The 16,104-nt window shown below is 62.5% G+C and carries 15 protein-coding genes and 1 pseudogene; 6 read left to right on the top strand and 10 right to left on the bottom strand.

Annotated features, from left to right (window positions below; translation table 11 throughout):
• The first annotated feature begins 67 nt into the window (after positions 1-67).
• Together KI242_RS23335 and KI242_RS23330 are read left to right on the top strand one after the other, a co-directional pair.
• A complete protein-coding gene (locus KI242_RS23335) occupies positions 68-745 on the top strand; it encodes a response regulator (RefSeq protein ID WP_011062733.1) in 678 nt (225 codons plus the stop codon).
• A pseudogene (locus KI242_RS23330) lies at positions 742-2,087 on the top strand (ATP-binding protein). Before KI242_RS23335 ends, KI242_RS23330 begins: the two are co-directional and overlap by 4 nt.
• A 4-nt stretch (positions 2,088-2,091) precedes the next feature.
• Here the strand turns inward: KI242_RS23330 and KI242_RS23325 are convergent.
• Positions 2,092-3,090: an AraC family transcriptional regulator gene (locus tag KI242_RS23325; protein ID WP_041752486.1), complete on the bottom strand. Its 999-nt coding sequence runs from the start codon at positions 3,088-3,090 to the stop codon at positions 2,092-2,094.
• 333 nt (positions 3,091-3,423) lie between these two features.
• Between KI242_RS23325 and KI242_RS23320 the strand changes: the two genes are divergently transcribed.
• Together KI242_RS23320 and KI242_RS23315 are read left to right on the top strand one after the other, a co-directional pair.
• Positions 3,424-4,755, top strand: a complete 1,332-nt coding sequence (locus KI242_RS23320; RefSeq protein WP_212805595.1) for a dicarboxylate/amino acid:cation symporter — start codon at positions 3,424-3,426, stop codon at positions 4,753-4,755.
• Positions 4,756-4,902: 147 nt separating this feature from the next.
• Positions 4,903-6,084, top strand: coding sequence for a CaiB/BaiF CoA-transferase family protein (locus KI242_RS23315; protein ID WP_077934635.1), 1,182 nt, complete (start codon positions 4,903-4,905; stop codon positions 6,082-6,084).
• 33 nt (positions 6,085-6,117) lie between these two features.
• Here the strand turns inward: KI242_RS23315 and KI242_RS23310 are convergent, their stop codons facing one another.
• Together KI242_RS23310 and KI242_RS23305 are read right to left on the bottom strand one after the other, a co-directional pair.
• The gene (locus tag KI242_RS23310; RefSeq protein ID WP_011062728.1) at positions 6,118-6,612 is read right to left on the bottom strand and encodes a SprT family zinc-dependent metalloprotease; all 495 of its coding nucleotides are present in this window, start codon (positions 6,610-6,612) and stop codon (positions 6,118-6,120) included.
• Between the two features lie 151 nt (positions 6,613-6,763).
• Positions 6,764-7,366: a Yip1 family protein gene (locus KI242_RS23305; protein ID WP_011062727.1), complete on the bottom strand. Its 603-nt coding sequence runs from the start codon at positions 7,364-7,366 to the stop codon at positions 6,764-6,766.
• Positions 7,367-7,656: 290 nt separating this feature from the next.
• Here KI242_RS23305 and ttcA point away from each other — a divergent pair, with 290 nt between their 5' ends.
• Positions 7,657-8,481 carry a tRNA 2-thiocytidine(32) synthetase TtcA gene (gene ttcA, locus KI242_RS23300; RefSeq protein ID WP_011062726.1) on the top strand — a complete coding sequence of 275 codons (825 nt, stop codon included), beginning with the start codon at positions 7,657-7,659 and terminating at the stop codon, positions 8,479-8,481.
• Between the two features lie 44 nt (positions 8,482-8,525).
• Here ttcA and KI242_RS23295 read toward each other — a convergent pair whose 3' ends face one another.
• From KI242_RS23295 to arsC, 7 genes are all read right to left on the bottom strand, one after another.
• Positions 8,526-10,061, bottom strand: coding sequence for a glycosyltransferase family 39 protein (locus KI242_RS23295; protein WP_077934634.1), 1,536 nt, complete (start codon positions 10,059-10,061; stop codon positions 8,526-8,528).
• A 113-nt stretch (positions 10,062-10,174) separates the two neighbouring features.
• On the bottom strand, positions 10,175-11,926 hold the full coding sequence (gene arnT / locus KI242_RS23290) for a lipid IV(A) 4-amino-4-deoxy-L-arabinosyltransferase (protein ID WP_077934633.1): 1,752 nt from the start codon (positions 11,924-11,926) through the stop codon (positions 10,175-10,177).
• 243 nt (positions 11,927-12,169) lie between these two features.
• On the bottom strand, positions 12,170-12,835 hold the full coding sequence (locus KI242_RS23285; protein WP_053159789.1) for a histidine phosphatase family protein: 666 nt from the start codon (positions 12,833-12,835) through the stop codon (positions 12,170-12,172).
• A 452-nt stretch (positions 12,836-13,287) separates the two neighbouring features.
• Positions 13,288-13,959 (bottom strand): DNA-3-methyladenine glycosylase I, encoded by a 672-nt coding sequence (locus tag KI242_RS23280; protein ID WP_011062722.1) that lies wholly within the window; start codon positions 13,957-13,959, stop codon positions 13,288-13,290.
• Positions 13,960-14,062: 103 nt separating this feature from the next.
• On the bottom strand, positions 14,063-14,485 hold the full coding sequence (locus KI242_RS23275) for a DUF2069 domain-containing protein (protein WP_077934632.1): 423 nt from the start codon (positions 14,483-14,485) through the stop codon (positions 14,063-14,065).
• Positions 14,478-15,083, bottom strand: coding sequence for an NAD(P)H:quinone oxidoreductase (gene wrbA / locus KI242_RS23270; protein ID WP_041752480.1), 606 nt, complete (start codon positions 15,081-15,083; stop codon positions 14,478-14,480). Before wrbA ends, KI242_RS23275 begins: the two co-directional genes overlap by 8 nt.
• Positions 15,080-15,433, bottom strand: coding sequence for an arsenate reductase (glutaredoxin) (arsC, locus tag KI242_RS23265; RefSeq protein WP_041119496.1), 354 nt, complete (start codon positions 15,431-15,433; stop codon positions 15,080-15,082). The genes wrbA and arsC overlap by 4 nt, the downstream gene beginning before the upstream one ends.
• Before the next feature lie 139 nt (positions 15,434-15,572).
• Here arsC and KI242_RS23260 point away from each other — a divergent pair, with 139 nt between their 5' ends.
• Positions 15,573-16,037 (top strand): TlpA disulfide reductase family protein, encoded by a 465-nt coding sequence (locus KI242_RS23260; protein WP_077934631.1) that lies wholly within the window; start codon positions 15,573-15,575, stop codon positions 16,035-16,037.
• Positions 16,038-16,104: the final 67 nt, after the last annotated feature.

Below are 16,104 nucleotides of genomic sequence, written 5' to 3'. Positions count from 1 at the left end.
TTGGCGCATTAATCATCAGGGCGCAGGGGCGCCCCTGGAGATGTCGAATTTTGCCTGGGAGAGCGTTATGAAGTTGCTGGTCGTCGAAGATGAGGCGCTGTTGCGTCATCATTTGCAAACCCGCCTCACCGACAGCGGTCATGTCGTCGAGTCCGTGGCCAACGCCGAGGAGGCGCTGTATCAGACCGAGCAGTTCAACCACGATCTGGCGGTGATCGACCTGGGCCTGCCCGGCATGGGCGGGCTGGACCTGATCCGCCAGTTGCGCAACCGTGGCAAGACGTTCCCGATCCTCATCCTCACGGCCCGTGGCAACTGGCAGGACAAGGTCGAGGGCCTGGCGGCCGGTGCGGACGACTATGTGGTCAAGCCATTCCAGTTCGAAGAGCTGGATGCGCGCCTGAATGCGCTGCTGCGGCGCTCCAGTGGCTTTACCCAGTCCACCATCATTGCCGGGCCGCTGCTGCTGGACCTGAATCGCAAGCAGGCCTCCCTGGATGAGCAGCCCCTGGCCCTGACGGCCTATGAGTACCGGATTCTCGAATACCTGATGCGTCATCATCAGCAAGTGGTGGCCAAGGACCGGCTCATGGAGCAGTTGTACCCGGACGACGACGAGCGCGATCCGAATGTCATCGAAGTGCTGGTGGGCCGCTTGCGGCGCAAGCTTGAGGGGCCGTCGGGCTTCAAGCCGATCGATACGGTGCGTGGCCTGGGCTACCTGTTCAACGAGCGTTGCCGATGATTCGATCGCTGCGCCTGCGCCTGATGCTGGCCGCCACGACCCTGGCGGTGCTGTTCATGCTGGCCCTGCTGCCAGCCATGCAGGGGGCGTTCAGCCTGGCGTTGCAGGACTCTATCGAGCAGCGCCTGGCTTCCGATGTCACCACCCTGATCAGTGCGGCGCGGATCGAGAACAACCGCCTGCAGATGCCGGCGCAATTGCCCGACGAGCGCTTCAACCTCGCCGACAGCCGCCTGCTGGGCTACATCTACGATCGCGAAGGGCACCTGGTCTGGCGCTCGCGGGCGACCCAGGAAGAGAACATCAACTACCGGCCGCGGTACGACGGGCGTGGCAATGAGTTCGCCAGGATCCGTGAAGCCAACGGCCAGGAGTTCTTTGTCTACGACGTCGAGATCAAGCTGCTGGGGGGCAAGAGCGCGGCCTTCAGTATCGTCGCGCTGCAGCCGGTGCGTGAGTACCAGCAAACCCTGGAAGGCGTTCGGGAAAACCTCTACCTGGGGTTCGGCGCGGCCTTGCTGGTGCTCCTGGCACTGCTCTGGCTCGGCCTGACCTGGGGTTTGCAAGCCTTGCGACGCTTGAGCCAGGAGCTGGACCAGATCGAAAGCGGCACCCGCCAGAGCCTCAGTGAGGAGCACCCGCGCGAGCTGTTGCGCCTGACGGGCTCGTTGAACCGCCTGCTGCAAAGCGAGCGTGAGCAGCGCAGCCGCTATCGTGACTCCCTGGATGACCTGGCCCACAGCCTGAAAACCCCGTTGACGGTGTTGCAGGGCGTGAGCGAGGACATGGCGCAACGCCCCCAGGATCGTGAGCAGGCCTGGGTGCTGCAGGCGCAGATCGAGCGCATGAGCCAGCAGATCAGTTACCAGTTGCAGCGCGCCAGCCTGCGCAAGAGCGGCCTGGTGCGCCACCAGGTGCGGCTGCGGCCGGTGCTGCAAAGCCTCTGCGACACCCTGGACAAGGTCTATCGCGACAAGCAGGTACGGGTGTCCTTCGACTTGCCGGAACGCTGCTACCTGCCGATCGAGCACGGCGCGTTGCTGGAGTTGCTCGGCAACCTGTTGGAGAACGCTTATCGCCTGTGCCTGAGCTCAGTGCGCATCAGCGTGCGCGAGACCCTGGAAGGCTCCGAGTTGTGTGTGGAAGACGACGGCCCCGGCGTGCCACCCGATCAGCGGGCGCGGATTCTGCAGCGCGGTGAGCGCCTGGATCGCCAGCACCCGGGGCAGGGCATCGGCCTGGCGGTGGTCAAGGACATCATCGAGAGCTACGGCGCGCAACTGACCCTGGGGGATTCGGCCCTGGGGGGGCGGCCTTCCGGATTCACTTTCCGGCCCTGTAGGGGGCTACTGTTCCCGGGCGCGGTAGGCGCCCGGGGTCAGGCCGGTCCATTTCTTGAACGCCCGGTGAAAGGCCGAGGGCTCGGAAAAACCCAGTTGTTCGGCGATCTGTTGCAATGACAGGTCGGCCCGGCCGAGGTGGTAGATGGCAATGTCGCGGCGCAGCTCATCCTTCAGCTCCTGAAAGCTCGAACCTTCTTCGCGTAGATGCCGGCGCAGGGTCTGCGGGCTGACGTGCAGGTGCTGGGCGACGCTTTCCAGGTCGGGCCAGTGCTCGCGGTCGCGACTGAGCAGGCGGCGCAGCTGGCTGCTGAGGCTGTCGCCTTCATCCGGGCGCGACAACAGGTCGGCGGGAGAGCGTTCGAGGAAGTGCTTGAGGGTGCGTTCGTCCTGCAGCAGCGGCATGCCCAGGTAGCGACTGTGGAACAGCAGGCTGCTGCGCTCCTGGGTGAATTGCAGCGGGCAAGGGAAAAGCAGGTCGTATTCCGCGCCGTGATCGGGCTTGGGGTAGCTGAAGCAGGCCTGCTCCAGGCGGATGCGCTGGCCGATCAACCAACTGCCGAGGCGATGCCAGATCACCAGCAGGCTCTCGCTGAGAAAGTGCTCGGGATCCCATAGCTCGGAATCATCCAGGCTCAGCCGGGCCATTTCTCCTTCACGCGTCAGACTCAGACGCGGGGCTTCCGGAAACAGGCTATAAAATAATAAGCCGCGATTGAGTGCTTTTTCCAAGGTACGGCAGTGGATCAGCGCGTGGCACATCATGGCGAAGGTCCCGCGCTTGCTGGGGCCATGGCCGAACCCGAGGTACTCGTCATCCAGCTCCAGCCACAGTTGCTGCAATAGACGGGTGAATTGCTCGGGGGCGATACGGGCCTTGGGTTGGTTCAGCAGTTCGGGGCTGATGCCCAACTGATGCAGCAGGGGCGCGTAGTCATAGCCGTGCCGGCGTGCTCCGCCCAAGGCGGCACGGGCAAAGTGGCTGGCGATGGTGCGTTCGCGCATGCAGGCAGGTCCGTCCATTGAGTGGCGGATCTTAGCCAGCCCCCAGGAAGGGAACAAGGCGGATATCCGCCAAATTGTAGGACGAGAGAGGGTGAGTGGGCGGAAATCCGCCAGCTTCAGCCTGCGCAACGGATGCAAGGATCAGCCCGCACCCCTGATGTCTAAAGGCCTGCAAGGCTTTTTCACAAGGTGGCACGGGCTTTGCGATAGAGCCGGAAGATCTGCCAGCACGCAGCTCGACACAACAAATCCCTCCAGCGCAGGAGGGTTCGCACTTTAGGCACCGCATGCATCGACGGAAAGTGCATGCCGGGGCTCTTGAGGAAACTTGCAATGACGACTCGTCAGCCACTGTACAAATCCCTGTATTTCCAGGTGATCGTTGCCATCGCCATCGGCATCCTGCTCGGCCACTTCTACCCTCAGACCGGCGTGGCTCTCAAGCCCCTGGGTGACGGCTTCATCAAACTGATCAAGATGGTCATCGCTCCGATCATTTTCTGTACCGTGGTGAGTGGTATCGCCGGCATGCAGAACATGAAGTCGGTGGGCAAGACCGGCGGCTATGCGCTGCTGTACTTCGAAGTCGTCTCCACCATCGCCCTGCTGATCGGCCTGATCGTGGTCAACGTGGTGCAGCCGGGGGCCGGCATGCACATCGACGCTTCGACCCTGGACGCCTCGAAAGTTGCAGCCTACGTGACTGCCGGTAATGACCAGAGCATCGTCGGCTTCATCCTCAACATCATCCCGGCCACCATCGTCGGCGCCTTCGCCAATGGCGATATCCTGCAGGTGCTGATGTTCTCCGTGGTGTTCGGTTTCGCCCTGCATCGCCTGGGCGCCTACGGCAAGCCGGTGCTGGATTTCATCGACCGTTTCGCCCATGTGATGTTCAACATCATCAACATGATCATGAAGCTCGCGCCCCTGGGTGCGCTGGGCGCCATGGCGTTCACCATTGGTGCCTACGGTGTGGGTTCCCTGGTGCAACTGGGTCAACTGATGATCTGCTTCTACATCACCTGCGTGGTGTTCGTGCTGGTGGTCCTGGGGGCAATCTGCCGCGCCCACGGCTTCAGCGTGATCAAGCTGATCCGCTACATCCGTGAAGAACTGCTGATCGTGCTGGGGACTTCCTCCTCGGAATCGGCCCTGCCGCGCATGCTGATCAAGATGGAACGCCTGGGCGCCAAGAAGTCGGTGGTCGGCCTGGTGATCCCTACCGGTTATTCGTTCAACCTCGACGGTACTTCGATCTACCTGACCATGGCTGCGGTGTTCATCGCCCAGGCCACTGATACCCACATGGACATCACTCACCAGATCACCCTGCTGCTGGTGCTGCTGCTGTCTTCCAAAGGCGCTGCCGGTGTGACGGGCAGTGGCTTCATCGTCCTGGCCGCGACCCTGTCGGCCGTGGGTCACCTGCCGGTGGCCGGCCTGGCGCTGATCCTGGGTATCGACCGCTTCATGTCCGAAGCTCGCGCCCTGACCAACCTGGTGGGCAACGCCGTGGCTACCGTAGTGGTTGCCAAGTGGGTCAAGGAGCTGGACGAAGACAAGCTGCAATCCGAGCTGGCTTCCGGTGGCCGGCCGATTACCGACACCCGTGAAACCGATGACCTGGGTGTGGCCGAAGGCCCGGCACCGAGCATCAAGTAAGCCTTGAGCTATATAAGGAACCCGCTTCGGCGGGTTTTTTATTGCCTGGCGATTGAGCGCAACGGTCAGCCCGGCTGACTGTTGCGGTGATTGTTGCGGGCGTCGCGGCTGCCTACTCTGTGGGCTGCCGATCAAGAGGAGAGGGCTATGCAAGGGCCGTTGGCGTCACTCAAGGTACTGGATTTCTCCACCCTGCTGCCGGGGCCCTTCGCCTCGTTGCTGCTGGCGGACATGGGCGCCGAGGTCCTGCGCATCGAGTCGCCGACCCGCATGGATCTGTTGCGGGTGTTGCCGCCCCACGATGCCGGGGTTTCCGCCAGCCACGCTTATCTCAACCGCAACAAGCGCAGCCTGGCCCTGGACCTCAAGCGTCCCGAAGCGCTGGAGGTGGTGCGGCAACTGGTGCAGGACTACGACATTGTTCTCGAACAGTTCCGCCCGGGCGTGATGGAGCGCCTGGGGCTGGGTTACCAGGCCTTGAAGGCGATCAACCCGCGACTGATCTACGTCTCCATTACCGGCTATGGCCAGACCGGCCCCTACCGGGACCGCGCCGGGCATGACATCAACTACCTGGCCCTGGCCGGGCTGGCCAGCCAGACCGGCCGCCGCGATCAGGGACCATTACCCCTGGGCATCCAGGCCGCGGATATCGCGGGGGGCTCGCTGCATGGGGTGATCGGCCTGTTGGCGGCGGTGATCGCGCGCCAGCACAGCGGCCAGGGACAGTACCTGGACGTGAGCATGACCGACTGCGTGTTCAGCCTGAACGCCATGGCCGGTGCCGGCTACCTGGCCTGTGGGGTCGAGCCCGGAATGGAGCAGCAGGTGCTCAATGGTGGCAGCTTTTATGACTACTACCGCAGCCGGGACGGGCGCTGGCTGTCGGTGGGCAGTCTGGAGCCGGTGTTCATGCAGCAGTTGTGTCAGGCCCTGGGCCGCCCGGAACTGGCGGCCCAGGGCCTGTCTCCCTTGCCCGAACAGCAACAGGCACTGAAGCAGGCCTTGCAGGTCGAATTCGAGAAACACGATTTCGCCGAGTTGTGCCAGCTGTTCGCTGGTTTCGATGCCTGCGTCGAGCCGGTGCTGAGCCTGGGCGAGGCCCTGGAACATCCGCAGTTGCAGGCCAGGCAACTGGTCAGCCAGGTGCCCCGTGAAGACGGCAGCCGGCAGGCGCAGATGGCCTGCCCGTTGAAGTTTTCCGAGGGGCTGCCAGAGCCGCGGCATATTGGCGCCAGGTTGGGGGCGCATTCCGATCAGGTGCTGGAGGAACTGGGCTACAGCCTCGAGCGCATCGAGGCACTGCGGCGCGAGCGGGTCATCGTGTAGCTGCGGGTTTGCCGAGGCAGTGCTTTAAAACTGTCACTCGACCCTGGTTTCCCCGCTGTAGACCAGGGTTTGCCGACAACGCCGGCACAGATAGCGACGCCCCTGGGCCACCAGTTTGTGGCGTTGGGCGGAGAACGGGAAATCGCTCTCGGCGCAGGGGCAGCGGTAGATATAACGGGTCACGCTGCGACGCTTGACGTCGTAGGTATGACAACGATTGGGCGGCAGTTCGTACACCCCGCGCATGATCAGTTGCCACTCTTCACCGTGGGGCTGGATACGTTCGCCAAACAGTTGGTGGGCGATCAGGTGTGCCACTTCGTGGGCCACGGTCTGCTTGAGGAAGTCCTCGGTGTTTTCCCGGTACAGCTGCGGGTTGAAGCGCAGCAGGTTCTCGTGCAAATGGGCGACACCGGCTTTCTGGCCACGCAACTTGAGGCTGACCACCGGGCGTTTGAAAGGACGTTTGAAAAAGGATTCAGCGAGTTGGAAACAATCTTCGACGCGGGTATTGAGTTGCTCGGGCATGCTTAACGGCTCTCCAGAGGGAGTGAGTATGCCGCAAACAGGGGGGATTCCGAATCGCCCAGGCGCCGAATGGTCATCCATCCCGCGCCCATAAGAAGGCCGCCTTGCGGCGGCCTGTGCTGGCAGACAGAGGATTATTATTGGTGCGGCGTCAGTTGGTATACACGGGGCCGACGCCCAGGCCCCAGACAATCACGGTGAAGGCCATGATCGCGACCAGTACCACCAGGCCTACTGCCAGCACCGAGCTGGAAAACAGGAACCCCTCGTCCGACGGGATATTCATGAAGGTCGGCAGCCCGACATACAGCAGGTAGACCGTGTAGCAGATGGCGGCAGTGCCGACGATCATGCCCAGCCACATGTGCGGGTACAGCGCCGCCAGGCCACCGACGAACAGCGGTGTGGCGGTGTAGGTGGCAAAGGCCACGCAACGTGCCAGGCTCGGGCTGGCGTCATAGGTCCGGGCCATCCAGTGGATGAACGCGCCCATCACCGCCACGCCGCCGAGCATGGCCAGGTACGACATGATGGTCATCCACAGGGCGCTTTCCATGGTCAGCATCACCGGCGCGCGATTGCCGATGACCCAGCCGACCTGGGTGGTGCCGATAAAAGCCGAAATGGCGGGGATTGCCGCGAGGATCAGCGTATGGGTGAGGTACATGTGGCTGATGCTTTCCTCGGCATCGCCACGGATGTCTCGCCATTCCTGATCGGGGTGGGTGAAGAGTCCTACGACATGATGAATCATGGTCAGTCACTCCTTTATTGTTGCCATCGCCCCCAACGGAGCGCTTACAGCCAAGTGGCACAGTCAGTATAGGTCTATATGTGCATGCGACCTTATGTCGCAGTATAGGGAGGAGTTTTCCGCAGATGTGCGCACCTTTAGAGCAAATTGCGCTGTAAACCCCCGGGCTAATCGCTGCTGCATCTGTCATTGCAGCCCCGGCACCGCTGCTCTGCGGCGCTTTCACGGGGCTGGGGTTTTTGCGTAAAATGTCCGGCTTTTCGTCACATACCTCGCGGATTTCAAGAGCCATGGGCACTCTTACGGTCAACCAGAACAAACTGCAGAAACGTCTTCGCCGCCAGGCGGGCGAGGCGGTCGCCGATTTCAACATGATCGAAGAGGGCGACAAGGTCATGGTCTGCCTGTCCGGCGGCAAGGACAGCTACACCATGCTCGACGTGCTGCTGCACCTGCAGAAGGTGGCGCCGATCAAGTTCGAGATCGTCGCGGTGAACATGGACCAGAAACAGCCAGGCTTTCCCGAGCACGTGCTGCCGGCCTACCTCAAGGAACTGGGGATCGAGTACCACATTGTCGAGAAGGACACCTATTCGGTGGTCAAGGAGCTGATCCCGGAAGGCAAGACCACCTGCTCGCTATGCTCGCGCCTGCGTCGCGGCACCCTGTACACCTTCGCCGACGAAATCGGCGCCACCAAGATGGCCTTGGGTCACCACCGCGACGATATCGTCGAGACCTTCTTCCTCAACATGTTCTACAACGGTTCGCTCAAGGCCATGCCGCCCAAGCTGCTGGCCGATGACGGGCGCAACGTGGTAATCCGCCCGCTGGCCTATTGCAGCGAGAAGGACATCCAGGCCTATTCCGACCTCAAGCAGTTCCCGATCATCCCGTGCAACCTCTGCGGTTCCCAGGAGAACCTGCAACGCCAGGTGGTCAAGGAGATGCTTCAGGAATGGGAGCGCAAGACTCCAGGGCGTACCGAAAGCATCTTCCGCGGCCTGCAGAACGTGATCCCCTCGCAACTGGCGGACCGCAATCTGTTCGACTTCACCAGCCTGCGCATCGACGACAGCGCCACGCCGCGTTTCGTCAATGTGGTGAACCTCTGATCCGATCCTGGTGAATCCGTGCTGCGCTTGCGCAGCACGGTCATTCAGCTCCCCGGCATGCGGGGAATGAAGGCCACGCTGCCTTGCGCCGGTTTCTTGGCCAGGCGCTCACCGTTGGTCGGGGTGGTGCGGACCAGTTGATGATCCTCGCCCAGATACCCCAGCATCAGCGGCTCATCGTGCCTCTGCTGGACGAAGATCAGGGTGCGCTGCGGGTCCCAGTGCTGGCCACTGGTCTTGTCCAGCCAGGCCATGAAGTCCGCGCTGCTGCCGTTACGCGGGAAATCCGCAGTTTCTGCCACGTAGTAGAAGGGTGCGCCCTGGTTCTGCAGGTACATCGGCAGTTTGTTATCGATTTCCACCATGACCATCCGCCATTGATTCCAGGGAGCGATCCGGCTCGCGGCGGCCCGGGTATCGGCGCTGAACTGCATCACCCCCCCGCCGCTGTTGCTCCAGGGGTAGGCAACCCCCAGCACCAGCAGCATGACCAGGGCCGCACAGGAGAAGCCGAGGGGCCAGCCACGGGAAATGGGTTTGCCTGCGGCCTGGCGTAGCTGCAGCCGACGGTTGAGCCACCAGGCACCGAGCAACTGAGCGAAGGGCACCAGGGGCAGAACGTAATAGCTGCGCCGGCTGCCACTGGCGGTGAAGAACAGGAACAGCAGCCCCAGGGCCCACACCAGCCAGCGTTCATTAGGTTGCAACTGGCGCCAGTGCCGGGCCGCCAGCCATAGGCCGAGGATCCAGCAGGGCGCCCAGGGCAAGGTATAGGCCGGCAGGTAGATCAGGTAGGTGTAGATCGGCCCGACATGGTCGAAGGGGTTGAAGAAACGCACCACATTCTCGCGAAACACCAGGCTCAGGCCGCTTTCCCCGTAGCTGGGAGCGCCGTACAGGTGCGAGAGAACGAAGGGCACCATGTAGAACAGCGCGGCGATGCTCAAGGCCAGCAACAGGCGCAGGTTCAGGTGGCGTTTCCAGCGCCCCTGGCTCAGCAGGTGTGGCAACAGGATCAGCCCCGGCAGGACGAAGCCGATCAGCCCCTTGAGCAGCGAGGTCGCCGCCAGTATCAGGAAGAACACCGTATAGCGGCCCAGGCGGGTATCTTCCGGGCCGCGCCAGTACCACCACACTGCAGCCAATACGCCACAGACGGTCAGGATGTCGGCCGTGGCCACCCGCGCCCAGAAGGCGAAATAGAAGGTGGTGGCCAGCATCCAGCCGGCGATCAGCCCAGTGCCTTTGTGGAACAGCCGCTCGCCGATCAGGTAAACCAGCCAGATGCTCAGCCATGCGGCGATCACCGAGGACAGGCGCAGCGACCAGTGCCCCAGGCCCCCCATCAGCCAGGCGCTGGCGGTAATCAGCCAGTAGGAGGGCAGGGGCTTGTCGTAGTAGGGAGCGCCCTTGAGGTAAGGGTCGAAATAGTCGCCACTCTGCAACATCTGCAAGGCGATGTTGGCCCAGCGGGTCTCCGGCCCCCAGAGTTCACGGGAGCCCAGGCCCAGCAGCAGGATCAAGGCAGACACGCCGAGCAGCAGGGCCAGGGCCCCGCGTTCGCTGCGAAACAGATTCATAGATGGATTTCCAGAGCGGCGGTGGGAAAAGTCGCAGCCATCCAGGGCATCGAAGCGTGAAGAAAAGCCAGCGCCAACCGTGGTCGGCGCTGTCGTTACAAGGGTACCCAGGGTCAGGGTTGGCTTTGTGGCAGGATCAGGACCAGCATATTGCCTTCCTCATAGCGCTTGCCTCCGGGCGGCAGCAGCGCCACTTCCTCGCTTTCCACCACGTCCTTGACCCGCATCACCACACCCACCGAACCCTGTTTGCGGGCCTCGCTGACCCACTGCCCGACCTCGGCCATGCTTACCTTGCGCTGCGCCGAATCAGCATAAGCTAGGCCATATTTCAATTCGCCCTCGGTGTTGTACAGCGTCACCTCCGGGCGTTGCAGGCGCCAGGCCAGGGCCGAGGCGGCGCCCAGGTCATTGCTCAGCAGCGTCTTGGTCTGCCTGAGCTCCTCGATATGTTCCTTGATGAACTGGTCCGGCATCTGGTTATGCACGATGAACCCCGGCATGCCCGCCGGCAGCAGGGCCACCAGCAACCAGATGCCCAGGGCCGGGGCCGCCCAGTACTGCAGCGGACGGGCGGCCGGCAGCAGGTTGGCGATGATCCAGCCCATCAGCATGATGAACACCAGGGACAGGCTGAGCATCTCGTTGTGGCCGTAGACCGGCCGGGTGAGCTGGATGTACAGCAGGGCCACCATGGCCGCCACGCCGATCAGCAGGTTGAGCAGGCTGTTGATGCGGATGCTCCGGCCCTGGCTGGCGTTGATACGGTCGATCAGGGCGCTGCCCATGAGCACGGCCAGCGGCAGCAGGCACGGCATGATGTAGGTTGGCAGCTTGCCGCGGCTCAGGCTGAAGAACGCCAGGGGCAGCAGGAACCACAGCAGCAGGAATCCGGTCGGAGCCTGGCGCTTGTCTTTCCAGGCTTGCATGAATGTGCCCGGCAACAGGGCTGCCCAGGGCAGGCTGGAGGCCACCAGCAGCGGCAGGTAGAACCACCAGGGGCGGGTATGTTGGGCGTTGTCGGCGGCGAAGCGGCGAATGTGCTCGTGCCAGAAGAAGAAGCGCCAGAAGTCGGGCTCGTGGGCGTGAATGCTCAGTACCCAGGGCAGGCTGATGCCGATCGCTACCAGCACGGCCACCAGCCCGTAGCGCAGCAGTTCGCCCAGACGGCGTTGCCAGATCATGTAGGGCAGGGCGATGAGTACCGGCAACAGCCAGGCCAGGAAACCCTTGGTCATGAAGCCCATGCCACAGGCGACGCCCAGCCCGGCCCATGCCAGCAGGCGTTCGCGGGTGGTTCGGCCGTCCAGGGCGAACCACAGGGCTACCAGACTCAGGTTGACCCACAAGGTGAACTGCGGATCAAGGTTGGAGTATCCGGCTTGGCCGGCAATCAGGCCGAAGCTCATATAAAGCAGGGCGGCGGCGAAGCTCTTGCGCGGGTCGTTCCACATGCGGCGGGTGATCAGGTAGGCCAGCAGTACGCTCAGGCCGGTGCTCAGGGCCGAGGCAATGCGCACGCCGAACAGGTTGTCGCCAAAGACCGCCTGGCCGATGGCGATCAACCAATAGCCGGCGATGGGCTTCTCGAAGTAGCGGATGCCCATGAAGTGTGGCGCCACCCAGTCGCCACTGAGCAGCATTTCCTGGCTGATCTGGGCGTAGCGGGTCTCGTCGGGAATCCACAGGCCGTGGCTGGTCAGAGGTAGCAGGTAGAACAGGCCGAAGGCCACGAGCAACAGAGGAAGTGCCCAGCGCTGGAGAGTGCTGGTTGTACTTGCGCCGAGGGTAAAGCCGGACGGCGGGGCGCTTGTTCCATAAGCGGGGGGCGGCGAAGTGCGGTGCATTTTTATCCTCGAAGTCATTGGCCGATAGCGATTTCGTTATTTGCTGGGGGTTGCTGACAAAGCGTCAATTTTGTCGACCTGCTGGCTTTTCCAAGTTCGCGAAGTTTCAGCGGGCAGCATTCATTTGTTTGAGAATTTTTTTATAAATGCGGCTGTCCGTTTCTTATTAGTACAGAAACTTGTTAAGTCAATTAATTAGCCGGCAAGTGTGTCGCTTCCCCTAATAAAGTCTGTTGGCATGTTGTTAAAAATAGTTACAAGTTACTCAAGGGGTTGATCAAGTACGTGCTGCCAGCTGCCCGCATCCAGGGTTCCCAGTACTTGCATGTGGCCTTGCGGATCCAGGGTGATAAACAGCGAGCTGGTATATTCGCTGGCCAGGGCGTGCGGGTAGCCCAGCTGGCGTTCCAGGCTGCTGATGCAGTCGCTGTGGGTTATCAGGATCAGATTGCGCTTGAGTGACTTGTGCGCCTTGATCGTCTGCTGGAAATGCTCGTCACAGGTGGCCAGCCAGTCCTGGGTCTGCGCCGCACCGTTGAACATGAATTCCGTCGTTTGCCGGGTGCGGGTTGCGGGGCTGCTGATGACATCGGTGGCGGCCATGCCCAGGGTGCGAAAGGCTCGTCCCAGGTCGCTGGCGCTGTGGCTTCCGAGCTGGGTAATGCCATCGGCGGGCCCCAGGCAGGGGTTGGCGGAGCGGTCACAACGCTCGGCATGGCGGACCAGGACTATCACTTCGCCCCCTTGCCAGTGACGGTAGATGTTGGCCTGCTGCATCTGGTTGCCGACCCCCAGGTCGCGAGGCGTGATGGGCCACAGGACAAAGCCGCTGACCAGGATTGCCAGGGCCGCCGCACAGACGCCACCGACGATTCGCCAGGTTCGGGGGGGCTTGTTGCCAGTGCCGGATTCAGCGGTGTTGAGCACGTGGTGTACCTGAGTAGGTTTTTGCCGAGTGTTGGGTATTCGGGTTGGAACTGGTGCGTTGAAGACGAACGACATGCAGTCACTGGAACCCGCACTGCAACTGGGGCCAATTTAGGTCGGGCCAGGTGGGCGAAGAGTGAAAGCAATGTGAAAAAAACGAATGGACGACGGCAGTTCTTTTAAAACCGGACAGCCTTTGTTCAGGTTGTTGGCCCGAACGCTGCTTTGTTATCCGGTTATGCACGTCAGATGGCTTCGGGAGGTTATTCCCGGAGTTTCGTTTTTATCGTTGAGGCAAGTGCGAGGCGAACTTTATCCGATAAAAAACAGCGGATGAAAAATCCTCGCGTTTAGTTCAGCTTATTGTCAGCTTGGGCTGGAGGGCGGGCATGAGAAGGGAGGTTTTCCTGCCCGTTGTTTCGGGCAGGAAGTGATGCCGGGGAGCGGGCGGCTCAGTGATTGACGGTGTAGGCCAGCATTGCCGACAGCTGGCACAGTGGCCGGCCGCTCTCCTGCTGCCATTGGTTGAATACTTCCTGCACCAGGGCCTGGTCGCGTTTGCTGCTGGGCACCTTGTCGATGATGTTCTGGGCATTGAGGGCCGCGACCACGTCCCAGGTGGGGATAAAGGTGTCCTTGCCCACCATGCGCAGGAAGCGCGGGGCAGACAGCCCGCCCATCTGGTTGCCATGTTTGGCCAGGTACTGCCAGAGCCCGGTGATGTCCTGCACCGGCCAGTCGGCGATGAAGGCGCCAAAGCTGCCGTGCTGCTTTTGCACATCGAGGATCATCTGCGCGTTGCGCGGCACGCTCTTGAGCTTGCCCAAGTGGCGGATGATCCGCGTGTCCTGCATCAGCCGCTCCAGGTGCTCGGCGCCCATCAGCACCACCTTGTCCGGATCGAAGCCGAAAAACACCTGCTCGAACGCCGGCCATTTGGCGTCCACCAGGCTGTGTTTGAGGCCGGCGCGGAAAACCCGCAGGGCCAGGGTCGAGAGGTAGCGGTCGGCGCTCAATGCGCGCAGGTAGTCGTCGCTGGCCGGGGTGGGCAACTGGGCTTCCAGGGCCGCAGCGGAACCGAAGCGGTTGAGACAGTATTCATTCAGCCATTTGTAATCGTGCATGCCTGCTCCGGGACGGTCGGGAGGGTCGGAAAGTCTGTTGACCAAGGTTGGGGCCTTTGGCGGCATTACAAGTTCCCCGGGGGCCGGGGAACCTGGGGCGTATTCAGGCCGGGCTGGCGCCTTCGCCCGCGAGCCGGCGATTAAGCTGGAAGCGCCAGCGCACGTAGAGCAACGCCGAAGTGAACACGGCCAGGCTGGCGAACATCTCCAGCAGGCCGAACATTTGGCGGTTCGGGTCGTAGGCCGCCAGGGCGCCCTTGATGAAGTACAGGTTGACCACGAAGCACATCCACGAATGGCCACGGGCACTGCCGCTGAGCATGCCGGGGGCCATCAGCAGCAGCGGCACCAGCTCGATCAGCAGGATGACCCAGGGGCGGGCACCGTGCAGATCGGCCACCAGCAGGTAATACCCGCAAAGCAGCCCCACCAGGCCGAAGAAGCAGACCAGGCTGAGGATTCGCATCAGGCGGACCCGGGGCTCCAGCCATTCCACCGGGGGCAGGATCTTCGGCTTCTTAGCCACGGCCGTTCTCCAGTCGCAGGGCGGTTTTCGCCAGACGCAGGCCCAGGGCCCGGCACAGTGCAATCTCGTGTTCGTCCAGTGGGCTCTTGCCATCTGCTCCGGCATGGTGGCTGGCGCCATACGGGGTGCCGCCACCGCGGGTTTCCAGCAGGGCCGACTCGCTGTAGGGCAGGCCGGTGATCAGCATGCCGTGATGCAGCAATGGCAGCATCATCGATAGCAGGGTGGCTTCCTGGCCGCCATGCAGGCTGGCGGTCGAGGTGAACACGCCGGCAGGCTTGCCCACCAAGGCACCGGTCAGCCAGAGGTTGCTGGTACCGTCGAGAAAATACTTCAGCGGCGCTGCCATGTTGCCGAAGCGGGTCGGGCTGCCCAGGGCCAGGCCTGAGCAGTGCTTCAGATCGTCGAGGCTGGCGTACAGGGCGCCGCTGTCGGGGATGTCCGGGGTGACCGCCTCGCATTCCGCGGAGATCGCCGGGACAGTGCGCAGACGAGCCTCCAGGCCGGCCTGCTCGACGCCGCGGGCGATCTGCCGGGCCATCTCGTTGGTCGAGCCGTTGCGGCTGTAGTACAGGACCAGGATATAGGGCGCGCTCAAGGCAGGATCTCCAGCACGTTCTCCGGCGGCCGGCCAATGATGGCCTTGTCGCCGGCTTCGAGAATCGGCCGCTCCATGAGTTTCGGGTGCTGGGCAATGGCGGCGACCAGTTGCTCTTCGCTGAGGCTCGGGTCGGCCAGGTTGAGGGTCTTGTACTCGTCCTCGCCGGTGCGCAATAGCTGGCGCGCGCTGAGGCCGAGCTTGGCCAGAAGGCTGCGCAACTGGGCGGCATCCAGTGGGGTTTCCAGGTAGCGGACCACGGTCGGGGCCAGGCCGCGTTGTTCCAGAAGTTCCAGCGCACCGCGGGATTTCGAGCAGCGCGGGTTGTGATAAAGCGTCAGATCGGTCATGTGCGGGTCGCATCTTGCGTAAGGTGGCGGCTATTCTACCCGCGCGACGGGCACTCCTGAACCTTGGGAGTCGTTAGGTCGCAGCGACCCTGGGTCGACGGTTATTTTTCAAGACATCTTTCAAGACAGGAAACAGCGCATGGCAAGGCAATTGGCGGCGGTATTGGCGATCATCACAACCCTGCTGCTGGGCGGCTGTGGCAATGACTACGGGGTCGACCAGTATGGCCAGAAAGTCGCCGCCGAGCGTATCGACAAGCAGTGGCTGGTGCTCAACTACTGGGCCGAGTGGTGCGGGCCTTGCCGTACCGAGATCCCGGAACTCAACGCCCTGAACGAGCAGCTCAAGGGGCAGTCGGCATCGGTGATGGGGGTCAACTTCGACAATGTGCAGGGTGAAGAGCTAAAGAGCGCCAGCGAGAAGCTGGGGATCAAGTTCACCGTGCTGGCACGGAACCCCGCGGAGCTCTTCGATCTGCCACGCAGCGAGGCGCTGCCGGTGACCTACATCATCGACGACAAGGGCAAGGTACGTGAGCAGATGATGGGCGAGCAGACTGCAGCCGGCGTGCTGGCGAAACTGCGGGCCTTGCGCGGGCATTGAGGGCGCTAGGTTCTGGAGCCGCTGCCGCGCAGTGCGAGCGCCCTCAAGTGACGCAGGGGGCCTGAAA

Origin of the sequence: Pseudomonas sp. Eqa60 (assembly GCF_018326405.1) — a bacterium.
Taxonomy (GTDB): Bacteria; Pseudomonadota; Gammaproteobacteria; order Pseudomonadales; family Pseudomonadaceae; genus Aquipseudomonas; species Aquipseudomonas protegens.
This window is presented reverse-complemented; position numbering and strand designations above follow the sequence as displayed.

Bases quoted from the DNA above. Each gene is read 5' to 3' on its own strand.
- KI242_RS23335 (WP_011062733.1), top strand. From the start codon at position 68: ATGAAGTTGCTGGTCGTCGAAGATGAGGCGCTGTTGCGTCATCATTTG.
- KI242_RS23325 (WP_041752486.1), bottom strand. From the start codon at position 3,090: ATGCGCGAACGCACCATCGCCAGCCACTTTGCCCGTGCCGCCTTGGGC.
- KI242_RS23320 (WP_212805595.1), top strand. From the start codon at position 3,424: ATGACGACTCGTCAGCCACTGTACAAATCCCTGTATTTCCAGGTGATC.
- KI242_RS23315 (WP_077934635.1), top strand. From the start codon at position 4,903: ATGCAAGGGCCGTTGGCGTCACTCAAGGTACTGGATTTCTCCACCCTG.
- KI242_RS23310 (WP_011062728.1), bottom strand. From the start codon at position 6,612: ATGCCCGAGCAACTCAATACCCGCGTCGAAGATTGTTTCCAACTCGCT.
- KI242_RS23305 (WP_011062727.1), bottom strand. From the start codon at position 7,366: ATGATTCATCATGTCGTAGGACTCTTCACCCACCCCGATCAGGAATGG.
- ttcA (WP_011062726.1), top strand. From the start codon at position 7,657: ATGGGCACTCTTACGGTCAACCAGAACAAACTGCAGAAACGTCTTCGC.
- KI242_RS23295 (WP_077934634.1), bottom strand. From the start codon at position 10,061: ATGAATCTGTTTCGCAGCGAACGCGGGGCCCTGGCCCTGCTGCTCGGC.
- arnT (WP_077934633.1), bottom strand. From the start codon at position 11,926: ATGACTTCGAGGATAAAAATGCACCGCACTTCGCCGCCCCCCGCTTAT.
- KI242_RS23280 (WP_011062722.1), bottom strand. From the start codon at position 13,959: ATGCACGATTACAAATGGCTGAATGAATACTGTCTCAACCGCTTCGGT.
- arsC (WP_041119496.1), bottom strand. From the start codon at position 15,433: ATGACCGATCTGACGCTTTATCACAACCCGCGCTGCTCGAAATCCCGC.
- KI242_RS23260 (WP_077934631.1), top strand. From the start codon at position 15,573: ATGGCAAGGCAATTGGCGGCGGTATTGGCGATCATCACAACCCTGCTG.